The organism is Mesorhizobium prunaredense (genome assembly GCF_900156895.1).
In the GTDB taxonomy this organism is placed as follows: domain Bacteria; phylum Pseudomonadota; class Alphaproteobacteria; order Rhizobiales; family Rhizobiaceae; genus Mesorhizobium; species Mesorhizobium prunaredense.
In genome coordinates, this window is the sequence record NZ_FTPD01000021.1 from 73,849 (window position 1) to 89,195 (window position 15,347).

At 63.8% G+C, this 15,347-nt stretch carries 18 protein-coding genes; 9 read left to right on the forward strand and 9 right to left on the reverse strand.

Annotated features, from left to right (window positions below; genetic code table 11):
• Positions 1-3: 3 nt before the first annotated feature.
• On the reverse strand, positions 4-327 hold the full coding sequence (locus BQ8794_RS37415; protein ID WP_143744596.1) for a hypothetical protein: 324 nt from the start codon (positions 325-327) through the stop codon (positions 4-6).
• A 348-nt stretch (positions 328-675) separates the two neighbouring features.
• On the opposite strand from BQ8794_RS37415, the gene BQ8794_RS16700 reads away from it, so the two are divergent.
• The 3 genes from BQ8794_RS16700 (at position 676) to BQ8794_RS16710 (ending at position 2,421) form a co-directional block, all read left to right on the forward strand.
• On the forward strand, positions 676-1,140 hold the full coding sequence (locus tag BQ8794_RS16700; protein ID WP_244555002.1) for a beta-barrel domain-containing protein: 465 nt from the start codon (positions 676-678) through the stop codon (positions 1,138-1,140).
• 346 nt (positions 1,141-1,486) lie between these two features.
• Positions 1,487-1,783, forward strand: a complete 297-nt coding sequence (locus BQ8794_RS16705; RefSeq protein ID WP_167378771.1) for a hypothetical protein — start codon at positions 1,487-1,489, stop codon at positions 1,781-1,783.
• Positions 1,784-1,911: 128 nt separating this feature from the next.
• Positions 1,912-2,421 (forward strand): NUDIX hydrolase, encoded by a 510-nt coding sequence (locus BQ8794_RS16710; RefSeq protein ID WP_077379455.1) that lies wholly within the window; start codon positions 1,912-1,914, stop codon positions 2,419-2,421.
• On the opposite strand, the gene BQ8794_RS16715 is transcribed toward BQ8794_RS16710, so the two are convergent.
• The 5 genes from BQ8794_RS16715 to BQ8794_RS16735 all read right to left on the reverse strand — a co-directional run bounded on the left by BQ8794_RS16715 (position 2,397) and on the right by BQ8794_RS16735 (position 7,633).
• Positions 2,397-3,248 (reverse strand): citryl-CoA lyase, encoded by an 852-nt coding sequence (locus tag BQ8794_RS16715; RefSeq protein ID WP_077379457.1) that lies wholly within the window; start codon positions 3,246-3,248, stop codon positions 2,397-2,399. The genes BQ8794_RS16710 and BQ8794_RS16715 overlap by 25 nt on opposite strands.
• Before the next feature lie 13 nt (positions 3,249-3,261).
• Entirely contained in the window at positions 3,262-4,446 is a 1,185-nt protein-coding gene (locus BQ8794_RS16720; protein ID WP_077379459.1) for a CaiB/BaiF CoA transferase family protein, read from the reverse strand.
• A gap of 15 nt (positions 4,447-4,461) precedes the next feature.
• Positions 4,462-5,985: a tripartite tricarboxylate transporter permease gene (locus BQ8794_RS16725; protein ID WP_077379461.1), complete on the reverse strand. Its 1,524-nt coding sequence runs from the start codon at positions 5,983-5,985 to the stop codon at positions 4,462-4,464.
• Positions 5,986-5,989: 4 nt separating this feature from the next.
• A complete protein-coding gene (locus tag BQ8794_RS16730; protein ID WP_077379464.1) occupies positions 5,990-6,526 on the reverse strand; it encodes a tripartite tricarboxylate transporter TctB family protein in 537 nt (178 codons plus the stop codon).
• Positions 6,527-6,655: 129 nt separating this feature from the next.
• Positions 6,656-7,633 (reverse strand): Bug family tripartite tricarboxylate transporter substrate binding protein, encoded by a 978-nt coding sequence (locus BQ8794_RS16735; RefSeq protein WP_077379466.1) that lies wholly within the window; start codon positions 7,631-7,633, stop codon positions 6,656-6,658.
• 204 nt (positions 7,634-7,837) lie between these two features.
• On the opposite strand from BQ8794_RS16735, the gene BQ8794_RS16740 reads away from it, so the two are divergent.
• Entirely contained in the window at positions 7,838-8,617 is a 780-nt protein-coding gene (locus BQ8794_RS16740) for an IclR family transcriptional regulator (protein WP_167378773.1), read from the forward strand.
• 50 nt (positions 8,618-8,667) lie between these two features.
• Here the strand turns inward: BQ8794_RS16740 and BQ8794_RS16745 are convergent, their stop codons facing one another.
• Together BQ8794_RS16745 and BQ8794_RS16750 are read right to left on the reverse strand one after the other, a co-directional pair.
• Complete coding sequence (locus BQ8794_RS16745) at positions 8,668-9,207, reverse strand: GNAT family N-acetyltransferase (protein WP_077379529.1); 540 nt, start codon at positions 9,205-9,207, stop codon at positions 8,668-8,670.
• Between the two features lie 201 nt (positions 9,208-9,408).
• Positions 9,409-9,639 carry a YdeI/OmpD-associated family protein gene (locus BQ8794_RS16750; RefSeq protein WP_077379468.1) on the reverse strand — a complete coding sequence of 77 codons (231 nt, stop codon included), beginning with the start codon at positions 9,637-9,639 and terminating at the stop codon, positions 9,409-9,411.
• A 152-nt stretch (positions 9,640-9,791) separates the two neighbouring features.
• Between BQ8794_RS16750 and BQ8794_RS16755 the strand changes: the two genes are divergently transcribed.
• Positions 9,792-10,247: a DUF2214 family protein gene (locus BQ8794_RS16755; RefSeq protein WP_077379470.1), complete on the forward strand. Its 456-nt coding sequence runs from the start codon at positions 9,792-9,794 to the stop codon at positions 10,245-10,247.
• Here the strand turns inward: BQ8794_RS16755 and nth are convergent.
• The gene (gene nth / locus BQ8794_RS16760) at positions 10,241-11,044 is read right to left on the reverse strand and encodes an endonuclease III (protein WP_077379472.1); all 804 of its coding nucleotides are present in this window, start codon (positions 11,042-11,044) and stop codon (positions 10,241-10,243) included. The genes BQ8794_RS16755 and nth overlap by 7 nt on opposite strands.
• 22 nt (positions 11,045-11,066) lie before the next feature.
• Here nth and BQ8794_RS16765 point away from each other — a divergent pair, with 22 nt between their 5' ends.
• The 4 genes from BQ8794_RS16765 (at position 11,067) to BQ8794_RS16780 (ending at position 15,248) form a co-directional block, all read left to right on the forward strand.
• A complete protein-coding gene (locus BQ8794_RS16765; protein WP_077379474.1) occupies positions 11,067-11,561 on the forward strand; it encodes a DUF2244 domain-containing protein in 495 nt (164 codons plus the stop codon).
• Between the two features lie 235 nt (positions 11,562-11,796).
• Positions 11,797-12,675, forward strand: coding sequence for a methylated-DNA--[protein]-cysteine S-methyltransferase (locus BQ8794_RS16770; RefSeq protein ID WP_077379530.1), 879 nt, complete (start codon positions 11,797-11,799; stop codon positions 12,673-12,675).
• 207 nt (positions 12,676-12,882) lie between these two features.
• Positions 12,883-13,794, forward strand: a complete 912-nt coding sequence (locus BQ8794_RS16775; RefSeq protein WP_077379476.1) for a ribokinase — start codon at positions 12,883-12,885, stop codon at positions 13,792-13,794.
• A gap of 5 nt (positions 13,795-13,799) precedes the next feature.
• Positions 13,800-15,248: an amidase gene (locus BQ8794_RS16780; protein ID WP_077379478.1), complete on the forward strand. Its 1,449-nt coding sequence runs from the start codon at positions 13,800-13,802 to the stop codon at positions 15,246-15,248.
• Positions 15,249-15,347 lie beyond the last annotated feature (99 nt).

Below are 15,347 nucleotides of genomic sequence, written 5' to 3' on the forward strand. Positions count from 1 at the left end.
AGCTCAATCGGCCGAGAGTTCCGCGGTCCGGACAAGCGCGCCGCTGAAGCCGGCCAACGAGATGGAATAGGCAGGATCCGCCGCGCAACCGCATTGATCTCCAACGTGGAGGCGGACTTCAGCAGCGGCGTGATTTTCGTATCGAGTGCCATGTCGGTCAGACGCGGGGGGCTCGTCTATCCCCACTGCGGGGCGCGCGTCTACCATCAGCCGCCTGTTGCGGCTGATCCAGCGCTCCACAACCAAGCGTCCCGGTTGCACGGCGAAGCCGACTTGATCAGCTTTTTGTTTAACGAACTTGACAGCGATCGAGATGGCTTCGGCCACACGCGGTCCCTGATGTTCAGGATCAGCGAACAACCTTGTTAATGGCAATGGTCGACGCGAGGCGTTCACCGGACCGGGCGCCGTCCCGATCTGGATGCTGGCGGCATGCGGATAAAGGACGAGAGCCCGACCTCTTGCCGGCGGCATAGCCGCGGCCCGCCACTCGCGCAGGTCCTCACGGTCTGGCGCGCAAGTCGCGCTTCGGGAGGACGCGCACAATTGAACGTCAGGCTGGATGGCTGCATTACAACTGATTGGTGCATTACAATATGAAATTTTGTGTTATCAGGCCGCGAAACGGAGGCTCGAACCACAGAATTGGCAGAACGAAAGATCGCCGCGGAGGAATTGCTGAGACAGACCGATATTCGTTCACCCCAGAACGGACGGGTGCATCAGCTTGCGATCCACACGGTCGGCGGCGTCGTCACGACCGGCGAGCCAATTATGATGATTGTCCCGACCGCTGACGAATTGACTGTGGACGCACGCATCGCGCCTCAAGACATCGATCAGGTCCAGCCCGGCCAGCTTGTCCATCTGCGGCTGTCGGCGTTCAGCCAGCAGGTCACGCCGGAAATCGAAGGACATGTAGCAACGGTTTCTCCCGACCTCGTTGAAGACGAGCGGAACGGACTATCCTATTACAGCGTGCGGATCAGGCTTGACGAAGGCAAGCTTGGCTCGTTGGATCCGGAAAGCCTCAAACCGGGCATGCCGGTGGAGGCGTTCATGCGCACGACCGATCGCACCGTCATCTCGTTTCTGATGAAGCCATTGACCGACCAGATCAGCCGCGCATTCCGCGAATAGTCGCGCAGCTGGGCTATCGCCGTGCCGTGCCCAACGGCTGCGGGGAACGCAGCGCCGCCCATGCCGCGCTTTTCGACTGTGCGATGTTGCGGTTTAAATTATCCAATCCAGGCCTGAAAAGGCATGGAACTGCAGGATGCCCTCCAGCTTCTTGTCGTCGGCCTCGTATTGGTGCCCTTTTGCCAGCACACATCGGTCGACGGGCTTTGCGCCCTGACTGGCTAGTCCGCCAATTCCGCTCCGGCGTGAGATTTTAATCCATGGCATCATCAGACAAACGCCCTATATAATCGTAAGGTTCTGTTTCGTGCGGGCCCAAGGTTCTGTTTCGTAAGGGAATGGATGGATGTCGCCGCTTCGCCTTTCGACGATCTTGATGTCGGCAACCCTGGCAACAGCGATGCTGTCGAGCGCGGCTGTCTCCGCGCAGAACGTCACTCCCGCCAATCGCAATACGGTGGTCCTGCAAGGCGAATTGCAGATGCTGGAGAACAGGCTGCGGCGGCAGCAATATCAGCAGCAGCAACAGCAGTTCCGTGCCCAGGATCGCGTGGTCGTGCCGCAACGGCCAGATGTGCCGCAGATGGCGCCTACTTGCCAGTTGCGGCGCTCGGGCAGCCGCTTCATCAGCGTCTGCCGCTGATGGCCCGGCGTTCTCATTTATTTAGCCGATATGCTTGAACGCCGCTCTACTTAAAGCAGCATCAAGGGCGGTTTTGATTTCGCAACGTGCCTTTGCGCTTGGGCACTGCCCTGATTGGATCGTCGGCAATGGCAGCCACCAAGAAGAAGGTCGTGCGCAAGGCGAGGAAGGGCGAGCGGATCCGTCAGGTCGCGGCGATTCCCTTTCGGCTGGGGGAGCGCGGCGACGCCGAGGTGATGCTGGTCACCTCGATATCGACAAGGCGCTTTATCGTGCCCAAGGGCTGGCCGATGAAGGCAAAGAGCGGGCGCAAGGCAGCCACCATCGAAGCGCGGGAGGAAGCCGGCGTCCTCGGCAAGACGCTGAAGCAGCCGGCCGGCACCTATTCCTACTGGAAGCGGCTGACGAACCGCTTCGTCCGCGTCGACGTCACCGTCTACCTGCTGGCGGTGACGGAGGAACTGGCCAACTGGCAGGAGGCCAAAAGGCGGCAGCGGGCATGGCTGGCGCCGGAAGACGCAGCCGTGCTCATCGACGAGCCCGATCTTTCAACACTGCTGAAGAACCTGAAAATTCCCCAGCCATCGCCCGCTGGCGAACTTGAACCAAGGCCTCATTTGGCGTCGTCTTCTCCCTGAGGAAAAGGCCGCACCGGCGTGCCCGTATAGGCCCACAACCATTCGCGCGGCAGTGGTCCTTTGTTGCGGTCGCTCTGTTGCGACTGTTCCCACGCATGCGCCAAGATGCCGACCGAGCGCGACAGCACGAAAAGGCCACGTGTCAGCTGCGGCGGAAAGCCGAGCTCGCCATAGATGACGGCGGTGGCGCCGTCGATGTTGAGCGGGATCTTCTTGCCCTTGCGCCGCTCGACTTCGGCCTCGACAGCGTCGGCGATGTCGGCGAAACGTCCACTGACGATGCCGCGCGCGGCAAAATCGCGGGTCAGTTCGATGAGGCGCGGCGCCCGCGGATCGACCGGGTGGAACCGATGGCCGAGCCCCGGCACATAGGATTTTTCCTCGGCGAAGAAACGATCGAGCCGCGCCACCACCGCATCGCCGAGCGTCACGCCTTCGTCCACTGCCGCGGCGATGTCACCATAGAAGGCAAGCGCCTGCTCGCCGGCGCCACCATGCACGTCGCCTAGGACATTGATGGCTGAGGCCATGGCGCTGTTGATGCCGACGCCGCAGGTGGCCGCCATGCGGGCAATGGCGATCGACGGCGCCTGCGGCCCGTGATCGACGGCGCCACTGAGCGCGATGCCGAGCAGCGTCGCCTGCTCCTCACCAGGCAGTTCGCCGCGCAGCATCAGCCAGATCATCGCCGGAAAACTGACGCGGCCGATCAGGTCCTGGATCTCATAGCCGCGCAGCCGGATCACGCCGGGGCGCATTTCGATGATATCGGTCTGCCACCACTCCTCGCCGCGCTCGCGGCCGGTGTTTTTCCCAACGTTGCTCATGTTCTCGCGCGGCTCATGCCTGCGCCCTTTTCTTGACGCGCGGCGGCAGACTGGCAAACACCTCGTCCATATGCTCGCCCAGCGCCGGCGGCGGCCTGGTCGGCAACGGTGCTGCGCCATCGACCATGAACCCGCCGCGCACGACGGTCAGCGGCCGGTCCATCTTCGGCATGCCATCGAAGCAGGCGGTCATCTCGCGCGCGATCACTTGCTGCTCGGCCAGCACTTGCGGGATGGTCAGCACCCTGCCCGCCGGCACGCCTGCGCGATTGAGGGTCTCCTCCCAGGCTACGGCCGATCCGCTGGCCAGGGCGCCCTCGATCAGCGCCTTCAAGGCGATGCGGTTGCGCTTGCGCGTCTCGCGCTCGGCAAAGCGCGGGTCCGACGCCAGCTCCGGCAGCCCGACCAGCCGGCAGAGCGTGACGAACTGCTCCTGCTTGTTGGCGGCGATGTTGAGCAGGCCGTCGCCGGCGCGAAACGTGCCGGAAGGTGCCGCCGTCATGTTCTCGTTGCCCATCGGCTGCGGCTCGACGCCTGCCGTCAGATAGTTGGAGACCGGCCAGCCCAGCGCGGAGAGCGTGCATTCGAGCATCGACACGTCGAGGAAAGCGCCCTCGCCTGTCGTCTTCTGCTTCACAAGTGCCGCCGTGATGGCGAACGCCCCGACCAGCCCACCCAGCGTGTCGGCGACGGGATAACCGACACGCAACGGCGCGGTCTGCGGTGTGCCGGTGATGCTCATGATGCCCGAAAGACCCTGGATGATCTGATCGTAGGCCGGATTGTCGCGCATCGGCCCAGTCTGGCCGAAGCCCGAAATCGCGCAATAGACAAGACTAGGGCGGACCTCTTTCAGCGTGGCAGAGCCAAGCCCCAGCCGATCCATCACGCCGGGGCGGAAATTCTCGACCAGCGCATCGGCAGAGGCGACCAGATCGAGGAAGCGTTCGCGATCGGCCTCGTTCTTGAGATCGAGCACCACCGATCGTTTGCCGGCGTTCTGCGCCAGGAACGAAGCGCCCATGCCTGTGCTGTTGAGTTCCGGCGAGCCGCCGAGCTGGCGCGCCAGATCGCCGCCCTGCGGCGCCTCGACCTTGATCACATCGGCCCCGAGCAGCGCCAGCTGATAGGCACAGTAGGGGCCAGCCAGAACATTGGTCAGGTCGAGGACGCGGATGCCGGACAGCAGATCGGTCATGATGTCGCAAACAGGTCAGGCATCGCCCGGCACGTGTTCCGGTCCGCGCGTGCGCCGGCGTTCGATGAAAGCGTAGATATGCGGCCCAATCAGCCCGATGAACGCCAGCGTCAGCAGCGTCAGCGACAGCGGATGTTTGTAGAACACCGACCAGTCGCCGTTCGAGATGGTCATCGCGCGGCGGAACTGCGTTTCGGCGAGCGGCCAGAGGATCATGCCGATGATCACCGGCGCCGTCGGGAAATCGAAGCGCCGCATCAGGAATCCGGCCCCGCCGAGCAGATAGAGGATGACGAGGTCGGTCGGCGATTGAGAAATACCGTAGGTGCCGACCGTGGCGAACACCAGGATGCCGGCATAGAGCTGCGGCGCCGGGATTTTCAGCAGCCGCACCCACAACCCGATCAGCGGCAGGTTGAGGATGACGAGGATGATGTTGGCGATGAACAGGCTGGCGATCAGCCCCCAGACCAGATTGGCCTGCGTCATGAACAGCATCGGCCCGGGATTGATGCCATAGCTCTGGAAGGCCGACAGCATGATCGCGGCCGTCGCCGAGGTCGGCAGCCCAAGCGTCAGCATCGGCACCAGCACGCCGGCGGCCGACGCGTTGTTGGCGGCTTCCGGTCCGGCAACGCCTTCGATGGCGCCGACCGTGCCGAACTCCTCCTTGTGCTTGGAGAGCTTCTTCTCGATTGCATAGGACAGGAAGGTCGGGATTTCGGCGCCGCCGGCCGGCAGGGCGCCGATCGGGAAGCCGAGCAAGGCGCCGCGCAGCCAAGCCTTCCACGAGCGCGCCCATTCGGCTGCGGTCATGTAGAGCGAGCCCTTCAGCGGCACGATCTCGTCCTTGCCGGCATAGCGGCGAGAGGCCATGTAGAACGTCTCGCCGACCGCAAAGAGGCCGACGGCGACGACGATCACGTCGACGCCATCGAGCAATTGGCTCATGCCGAAGGTGAAGCGCGGCTGCCCGGTCTGCAGGTCGACGCCAATCATGCCGATGACGAAGCCGACGAACAGGCTGGTCAGGCCGCGCACCGACGACGAGCCGAGCACCGCCGAAACCGTGATGAAGGCCAGCACCATCAGCGAGAAATATTCGGCCGGGCCGAAAGACAGCGCGAATTTGACCACGACGGGGGCCAGGAAGGCGACGCCCAGCGTGCCGAGTGTGCCGGCGACAAAGGAGCCGATCGCCGAAGTGGCAAGTGCCGCGCCGCCGCGACCGGAACGGGCCATCCTGTTGCCTTCCAGCGCAGTGACGATGGTCGCGCTTTCACCCGGCGTGTTGAGCAGGATCGATGTCGTCGAACCGCCATACATGGCGCCGTAATAGATGCCGGCAAACAGGATGAAGGACGCCTCCGGCGCCACCTGGTAGGTGATCGGCAAAAGCAGGGCGATGGTCAGTGCCGGTCCGAGGCCGGGCAGCACGCCGATCGCTGTCCCCAGTGTCGTGCCGAGCAGGCACCACATGAGATTGACCGGCGTAAAGGCGACCGAAAATCCGTGCGCGAGATGGCCAAGCGTTTCCATGGCTTCAGCCTCTCAACATACGGATAATCGAATCGAGACCCGTGTTCAGCTGGTTCTCGATGAAGCCGGCGCCGATGTTGACGCCGAGCGCCCTGGCGAAACCGAAATAGGCGGCAAGCGCCAGGATCAGGCCGAGCAGCACGTCACGCAGCGGATGTCTGCTGCCGAATCCGTGGCAGATGAGAACGAACATGATCACCGAGGCTGCGGTGAAGCCAAGCGGCTGGATCAGAACAAGGTTCGCAACCAGTCCGACGGCGACGATGCCCATCGCCTTCCAGTCGGTCGGGGTTTCCTTTTCTTCCTCCGGCTGCCAGCCGCCCCGCAGGGCGGCGACGATCAGCAGCAGGGAAAGGACCGTCATGCCGACCATGGTGATGTAGGGGAAGACGGTCGGGCCAACCTTTGAGTAGAGCGGCGACACCGGAATCGACAGCGTCTGCCAGGCCACTGCGCCGGCGCAGGCAAGAAGCCCGATGCCGATCAGCAATTCGGGCACGGCAAGGCGCGGCCGCGCCGCCTGCTGGTCGCTGGTGCTCATGATCGTCCTCCCTGGATAGCCGGTCTCCCACGGCCGACCTCACCGCAGTTTCACTCGCGCCGGATCGTATGTCCATGCGGCCGGCGAACATCGGAAAGGGGCAGTGCGGACCGCCCCTCTCCGAGGACATCAGGCTAGGCCGAGGTCCTTGAGGATGGCTGCGATCCGAGCCGTGTCTTCGGTAAGAAATTTCGCATAGTCGTCGCCGGTGAGCAGGATCTGCGTCCAGTTGCGGTTTTTGCATTCGGTGGCCCAGGCATCGCTTTTGGCCATGGTCTCGACCAGCGTGACCATCGCCGCCTTGTCGGCGTCGGAAACGCCCGGCGGTGCGAAGACGCCGCGCCAGTTGAACAGTTCGACATCGATGCCGGCTTCCTTCATCGTCGGTGCGTCGATGCCTTCCTGGCGCTTGTCCGCGGAAATGGCGAGCAGCCGAAGCGCGCCTGCCTTGACCTGTTCGGAGAACTCGCCATAGCCGGAGATGCCGGCCGCGACCTGGTTGCCGAGAAGCGCCGACAATGCCTCGCCGCCGCCGGCGAACGGCACGTAGGAGAGGTTGGCTGCCGGGACACCGGCCGTCTTGGCGATAAGGCCGAACAATATGTGGTCCGAGCCGCCGGCCGAGCCGCCAGCCACCGGAACCTTGGTCGGATCGGCCTTGAGGGCGGCGACGAAATCCGCTGCTGTCTTGAACGGCGAGGCCGCCGGCACCACCAGCGCCTCGAATTCGCCGGTGAGGCGGGCGATCGGCGTGACCTCGGTGAGATTGTTGGCCGATTTGTTGGCGATGATGGCGCCAACCATGACCATGCCGGCAACCATCAGCGAATTGCCCTTGCCGTTCCACTGGCTGATGAATTGCGGGAGGCCGACTGTGCCGCCGGCGCCGCCGACATTGGTGATCTGCGAACCGGAGATCAGCTTCTCACTGCGCAGCACCTGGTCCATCGTGCGCGCCGTCTGGTCCCAGCCGCCGCCGGGCGCTGCCGGCACGAAGATCTGGATCTGCGGTGCGTCCTGCGCGAAAGCGGGCGAGAGATGCAACGCTGCGAAACCGGCGGCGCCGGCAGCGGCGGTGCTCGTTAAAAATCTGCGTCTGTTCAGCATGGGATTCCTCCAATCACGACACCTCCTCCGGTGCCTGCCAGCAACGTAGCCTGAATTCAGACCCGCTCGACAAAAATTCATGCAGTCTTTGCATCGTTCTGTCAACCGGAATGGCATTCTGCTGGACAGAACTGTCCGGATGCGGCACAATTGTTCCGATCGGCCCTTCTGTCCAACTGGGAACGGAACGACGTGGTCAAGCAGATAACCGTAACACAATCCAAGCCTGCGTCGACCAACGGCGTTGCCGCGCTCGATCGTGCGATCGCCATCCTCGATGCTTTCGCTGCTGCCGACCGTTCGCTCAGCCTGGCCGAAATCGCGGCGCGCACCGGCCTCTACAAGAGCACGATCCTGAGACTGGCGAACTCGTTGCTGCGCGGGCAATTGCTGGAGCGTCTCGACGACGGCCGCTACCGTGTCGGCCCGGCCACCTTTCGGCTGGGCGCCCTATACCAGCGTTCGGTGGTGGCGATCGACATCCTGCTGCCGATCATGCGCGATCTGGCCGAGCGAAGCTGGGAAAGCGTCGCTTTCTATGTCCGTTCGGGCGACGTGCGCACCTGTCTTTACCGCGTCGAGTCCAAGCATCCCATCCGCTACACCATCCGGGAAGGCGACGTGCTGCCCCTGCTGGCCGGCACGGGCGGCCGCGTGCTTGCGGCGTTTTCCGGTCAGCAGGGCGAGCCGTACGAGACGATCCGCAAAACTTATCATTGTTTGTCGGTCGGCGATCGCGACCCCGAGACGGCGGGCGTTTCGGCACCAGTGTTCGGGCCGGGGCACACCCTGCTCGGTGCATTGACGCTGTCCGGCCCGAGCACGCGCGTCGACGCGGCCTTTCTGCAGCGCATGAAAAATCCGCTGATCGAGGCGGCCGCGCGCGCCACCCGCGCTTTCGGGGAAGACGCCTCGATGCTCGAACAGGCAGCCCGCAAAGCCGGTGCCGAAGCGGAAGGCCCGGTGCTGAAGCGGCAGGCCTAGAAAGCCTCGGCTCGGCCCCGATCAGAATCACAGGATGCCAGGCCGCAACCCTAGGGCTGCCGTTCCAGCAGGATCGTCGCATCGTCGTGATAGGTGGTCCGCAACACTTCGCTGTAGCCGCATTTGGCCGCGAGGCTCAGCGAAGCGGTGTTTTCCGGATCGATGATGCAGACAGTCCTTGCACGCCCGAATGCCTCGTCGCCCCAGGCGAGAGCCCGTCCGACAACCTCGCTGGCGAACCCTTGGCCATGTGCGCTCGGGACCAGCGCCCAACCGGCTTCCGGAACGCCTTCGATCGACGGCACCATGTCGCGCTTCAGATCGTGGAAGCCGGCCTCGCCGATGAAGCGGCCGGATGCCTTGTCCTCGATCGCCCAGAAGCCGTAGCCCAGCAGCGACCACAGGCCGGCATGACGCAGGAAGCGCATCCAGCTTTCCTCGCGTGTGCGCGGCTTGCCTCCGATGAAGCGGGTGACGTCCGGATCGGCCCACATGGCGACGTAGGCATCGAAATCATCGAGCTGGTGTGGCCGCAAGATGGTTCGCTTCGTCTCGATGACCGGTGCGCTGGCTGCTCCTGGATTTCCCATAAACTCTGCCTCGCGGCGCATGATCGCGGAAAACCTCCTCCGAAACGATCATGCGCAAATTCAAAGTGGTTGTTTGCCGGTGCCTCATGCATGTCGCCCAAATGTCCAACAAGAGCCAGGACAGCGCAGATCATCTTCCAGCGCGAAAAACGAGGTCGAGGCGCTTCGAGCGCGGGAAACTGTGACCCGATAAGCGCGATTTCAGCCGCGCCAGGGCATGTTCATGTAGACGCCGCCGCGCTTCAACTTGTCCAGCATCTGGTCGAGCCGCTTATGTCTTGTCTCGGCGCGTCTGGCACGATCGATCCAGCCGAGATAGTCGTTCTTTTGATAATCCGGTCTGTCATCATAGGCCGCCATCAAACCCTGCTTTGTCAAAGCGGTTCGGATGTCGTCCGGCATCGGGTTCAAGGCGCTTTTCAGTCTGGTCATGGTCAAAATTTAGGCTGTCAGGATTTGGCGTCAACAACGCAGGGACGTAGTCGCGAACTCCTGCTCCGGCATGGGAATCTTGCCGAACGATGCTACCCTTCGCATGAAACTAATTCAGCGTCCGCTGTGCCGTCCGACGGAGGGAAAAGGGCATGGATACCACCGATCTTCTGCTTGCCATCCTTCATCATCTGCTGGTGTTTTCACTGGCCGGCATCATCGGCGCCGAATTTGTCCTGATCCGCGGCGATCTGCCCGCCGCGACGCTTCGGCGGCTTGTCGGCATCGATCGCCATTACGGCATCATCGCCATGCTGATCATCGTCGTCGGCATCGGACGCGTCATCTACGGCCTGAAGGGTTGGGAATTCTACGTCTACAACTGGATGTTCTGGGCAAAGATGGCGGCCTTCGTCACCGTCGGCCTGCTGTCGATCATCCCGACGGTCCGCTTTGCGTCCTGGAGCAGGCAGGCCTCGGCCAGCCCTGGCTTTCAAGTGCCGGCGGCACAACTTGCATCCGTTCGAACTTACGTCCGCGCCGAAGCCTTGATCTTCCTGCTGATCCCGGTCTTCGCCGCGGCGATGGCCCGCGGCTACGGCTACTGAATTTCGCTTACCGGTTCGAGCGGCGCAATTTCGACCAGCGGCGCCGGAACATCATTCGTCTTCTCCTCGGCCTTGCAGATGTCGGCGATGACACAGATCGGGCAATCCGGTTTGCGCGCCTTGCAGACATAGCGGCCATGCAGGATCAGCCAGTGATGCGCATGGCGCATGTATTCGTCCGGAATGATCCTCAACAGCCCCTGCTCGACCTGTTCCGGCGTCTTGCCGGGCGCCAGCCGCAGCCGGTTGCCGATGCGAAAGATATGCGTGTCGACCGCCATGGTGTGCTGGCCGAAGGCCATGTTGAGCACGACATTGGCGGTCTTGCGCCCGACGCCCGGCAGCTTGACCAGTTGGTCGCGGTCGTCGGGCACTTCGCCGCCATGGTCGCAGATCAGCGCCTCCGACAGCGCGATGACGTTCTTGGCCTTGTTGCGCCAGAGCCCAACGGTGCGGATATATTCGCCGACCTTGGCTTCGCCGAGTGCCAGCATCTTTTGCGGCGTGTCGGCGACCTTGAACAGCGCCCGCGTTGCTTTGTTGACGCCGACATCGGTCGCCTGTGCCGAAAGCACCACCGCCACCAGCAGCGTGAAGGCGTTGACATGTTCGAGCTCGCCCTTCGGCTCGGGCCGCTGAACGGAAAAGCGTCGGAAAATCTCGTGCACTTCGGCCGGGCTGTAGCGCGAATGGGACCGCACCGGCCGGGCACGCGGTTTGGCGTTCGATCCGTCGCGTCGGCCGGGGAGCAGTTCATTTTTGGGTGTAGAGGAATTTTTGGACTTGGGGCTCGTCATCCCCTTCCTATAATATCCCGGCATGAGCGACACAAACGCCTCATTTCAGGCCGACGAGCCATTCTTCCAGGCGTTGCTGATACCGCATCGGTCGCTGGGCAAGACCGGCTTTGCCATCCTGATGGGCGCTCTGCTGTTCGGCTCGTTGGTCACCGGAGCGTTTTTCCTGTCGCGCGGCGCCTGGCCGGTGTTCGGCTTCCTGGGTGTCGACGTCATCGCCGTCTACATCGCCTTTCGCGCCAATTATCGTGCCGCCCGCGCCCGTGAGGAAGTGTCGGTCTCGCGCACCAGCCTCGAGATCCGCAAGACCGCGCCATCAGGCAAATCGGAAGCACATCGCTTCAATCCGTTCTGGGCGCGTTTTTCGGTCGCCCGCCACACCGAGATCGGCATCACCAGGATGGCGGTGGAAGCACAAGGCCAGAACGTGCCGATCGGCGGCTTCCTCAATCCCGACGACCGCGAGAGCTTTGCGTCAGCCTTTTCGCGCGCCCTGGCGACTGCGAAAGCGCGCTGAATGTGAGCGAACCGCCTCGTTCGCGAACCGGTTCTGCAGTGCCTCATAACCGGTAATCGGCCATAAACGGTAATCGGCAGCGTCTACTTCTCCTTGCTGAGATGCACCTTTTCGCCGGCCATCGTCGGCTCCTTCCTCGAAGCCAGATCTATCAGGATGCACATGACGAGAAGGCAAGTTTCGGGTGGTGATCGGAGCCGCGAAGGACGATATTCACGACCAAGGAGATGGTCCGATGAACGCACAAACAGCTATTCTGAAGAAAGACATCACACCCGAAGGCGGTGACTACGAAGTTGTTCGGCGCGCGATCGAGAAGATCAGCCTTGACTATCGTGACCAGCCGTCGCTCGAAATATTGGCCGAGGAAGTCGGCGAGACGCCAACCGGGTTGCAGAAGCTCTTCACCCGCTGGGCCGGCCTGTCGCCCAAGGCGTTTCTGCAGGCGGTCACGCTCGACCACGCGCGCAAACTGCTCGATTCCGGCATGCCGCTGCTCGAGGCTTCTTTCGAGGTCGGCATGTCCGGCCCCGGCCGGTTGCACGACCTTTTCGTCACCCACGAAGCGATGTCGCCTGGCGACTACAAGACGCGCGGCGCCGGGCTGACGATCCGCTACGGATATCATATCTCGCCTTTCGGCATCGCCCTGATCATGGTCACAGACCGTGGGCTTGCCGGCCTCGCCTTCAGCGATGCCGGCGACGAGCGCGCGGCCTTCGCCGACATGTCCGGCCGCTGGCCGAACGCAACCTATGTCGAGGACATGGCCGCGACGGCGCCCTATGCGGCGCGCATCTTCGACCCGGCGCTGTGGCGCGCCGACCAGCCGCTGCGCGTCGTCTTGATCGGCACCGACTTCCAGGTCCGCGTCTGGGAAGCCCTGCTGCGCATCCCGATGGGCAAGGCCTGCACCTATTCCTCGATCGCCGCCGGCATCGGCGCACCGAGCGCCAGCCGGGCGGTGGGTGCCGCGGTCGGCGCCAATCCGATGTCCTTCGTGGTGCCGTGCCACCGGGCTCTCGGCAAGTCCGGCGCGCTCACCGGCTACCACTGGGGCCTGACCCGCAAGCGCGCCATCCTTGGCTGGGAAGCGGGACAGGTCGGCTCTTGATGAGGCGCCCCTAGATCGGGTGCGCGGGTTTATGTCGCGCGGTCTGGCAAGCGGCGGCCGTACGGAGTAGCTTCCCGCGCAATTAGAGCGACGTGCGTCCATTCGGACGCACAAAGTACGCTCTAACACTTTAATTCCACGCGTCGTGCTTTCCGAAAATCGGAATCGATTTTCGGAAAGCACGACGCGTCAGCAGGGAGGCACCACTTGATAATCGTTGTCGGCTCGATCAACCTCGACCTTATCGCCAATGTCGACCGCTTGCCCGCACCCGGCGAGACGGTCCGTGGCTCCGGTTTCGCCACCGCACCCGGCGGCAAGGGCGCCAACCAGGCGCTGGCCGCCGCGCGCGCCGGCGCCAAGGTGCGCATGGTCGGCGCGGTCGGCAAGGACAATTTCGCCACCGAAGCGCTGGCGCTGTTGCGGGACGGCAAGATCGACCTGTCCGGTGTCGGTGAAACCTTCGCCTCGACCGGCACGGCATTGATCATGGTCGCCGACGACGGTGAGAACGTCATTGCCGTGGTGCCGGGCGCCAATGATTCGGTCGTCACAGGCGACCTCTCCAAGGCCTTCATGAAGAAGGGCAACGTCGTGCTCCTGCAGCAGGAGATCCCGCTGCAGACTGTTGACGCAGCACTGGACGCGGCACGGGCGGCAGGCGCCGTTACCGTGCTAAACACCGCACCGTTCCGGGCAGAGGCGGCCGCCCTCCTCGGCAAGGCCGACTATGTCGTCGCCAACGAAACCGAATTCGACCTCTATGGTGAGGCGCTGTCGCTGAGCGGCCGCGATCGCCCGGCGCGGATGCGCGATTACGCCGGGAAGACCGGCCGCACAATCGTTGTCACGCTCGGCGGTGACGGCGTTCTGGCCGCCACGCCAGCCGATCTTCTGATGGTTCCGGCGCTGAACATCACCCCGGTCGATACCGTCGGCGCCGGCGACACGTTTTGCGGCTATTTCGCCGCCGGGTTGTCATCCGGCCTGCCACTCGATCAGGCGCTCGCCCGTGCTGCTGCCGCCGGTTCGCTCGCTTGCCTGAAGCCCGGCGCCCAGCCGGCGATCCCACTGGCGAAGGAAGTCGAGGCGGCGCTCCAAAACCCGCCAGCCAGGTGAGAGCCATGCGTCCGGCCACAAAACACCCCGTGCCGCCTGCCGGCAATATCTGCCGCCTGTCCGCCGTGGATCTTGCCGCAGCGATCCGGCGCCGGCAGTTGTCGGTGCGCGAGGTGGTCACGGCATTCCTCGACCGGATCGACGCCGTAAACCCGCTGGTCAATGCCATCGTTTCGCTGCGCGACCGCGCCGACATCTTGCGCGAGGCCGACAGGGCGGACGCCCATCCGGCGCATGCAGGGCATGCCGGACCGCTTTTCGGCCTGCCGATCGCCATCAAGGATCTCGCGCAGACCAAAGGCCTCAGGACCAGCTTCGGCTCGCCGATCTTCGCCGATTTCGTGCCGCAGGAAGACGATTTCTTCGTGGAGCGCATCCGCAAGGCCGGCGCCATCATCATCGGCAAGACCAACGTTCCCGAATTCGGCCTGGGCTCCAACACCTACAACACCGTGTTCGGCCCGACACTCAATGCTTTCGACCCGGCCTTGACCGCCGGCGGTTCGAGCGGCGGCGCGGCGGTCGCACTGGCGCTCGACATGGTGCCTGTCGCCGACGGCAGCGACTTTGGCGGCTCGCTGCGCAACCCGGCCGCCTACAACAACGTCTATGGCTTCCGTCCGTCGCAGGGGCTTGTCCCGGCCGGCCCCGAGCTTGACGTCTTCCACGCCCAGATGGGCGTCGAAGGGCCGATGGGCCGCAGCGTGCGCGACATGGCGTTGCTGCTCGACGAGCAGGCTGGCTACGACCCTCGCGCGCCGCTCTCGCATCACAAGCAGGACTGCTTCCTACAGGGACTGCAAACGCCGACGGCCGGCGGCCGCATCGCCTGGTTCAGCGATCTCGGTGGTCATCTGCCGGTCGAACCCGGCGTCCTTGATCTTTGCGAGGCCGCTCTCGGCCGGTTCGCCGAGGCATCCTTTCAGACCGAAGCGCTGGTGCCGGATGTCGATTTCGAAGCGCTGTGGCAGGCCTTCGTGATGCTGCGCCAGGCGAGCAGCGGTTGTGCGCTCAAGGCGCATTACGACGATCCCATGAAACGCGCTCTTCTGAAGCCGGAGGCCGTGTGGGAGGTGGAACAGGCGCTGCAGCTCACGGCGCCGCAGATCCACGCCGCCACGGTGAGGCGCTCGTCCTGGCATCGAACGTTGCTGTCGCTCTTCGACCGCTTCGACCTGATTGCGCTGCCGACCGCCCAGGTTTTTCCCTTCGATGTCCTCACCCACTGGCCGACCCAAGTGGCCGGGCGTGCCATGGACAGCTATCACCGCTGGATGCAGGTTTCAGCGCTCGCCACGCTGGGCGGCTGCCCGGCGGTCAACGTGCCGGCCGGCTTCGATGGCAGAGGCAGGCCGATGGGCATGCAATTGATCGGGCGGCCGCGCGGCGACATGGCCGTGTTGAGAGCGGCGGCAGCCTACGAGACGACGCTGCCGTGGCTGGCTGGAGCCTAAAATCCAGGTCAAGGTTGCCAGCGACATGTCCTGCCGGCTTGCAGCCGCGTTACTGTCATGCATTGATCGCAGTCAGCCGTGTCGCAAAGCCGCATACTG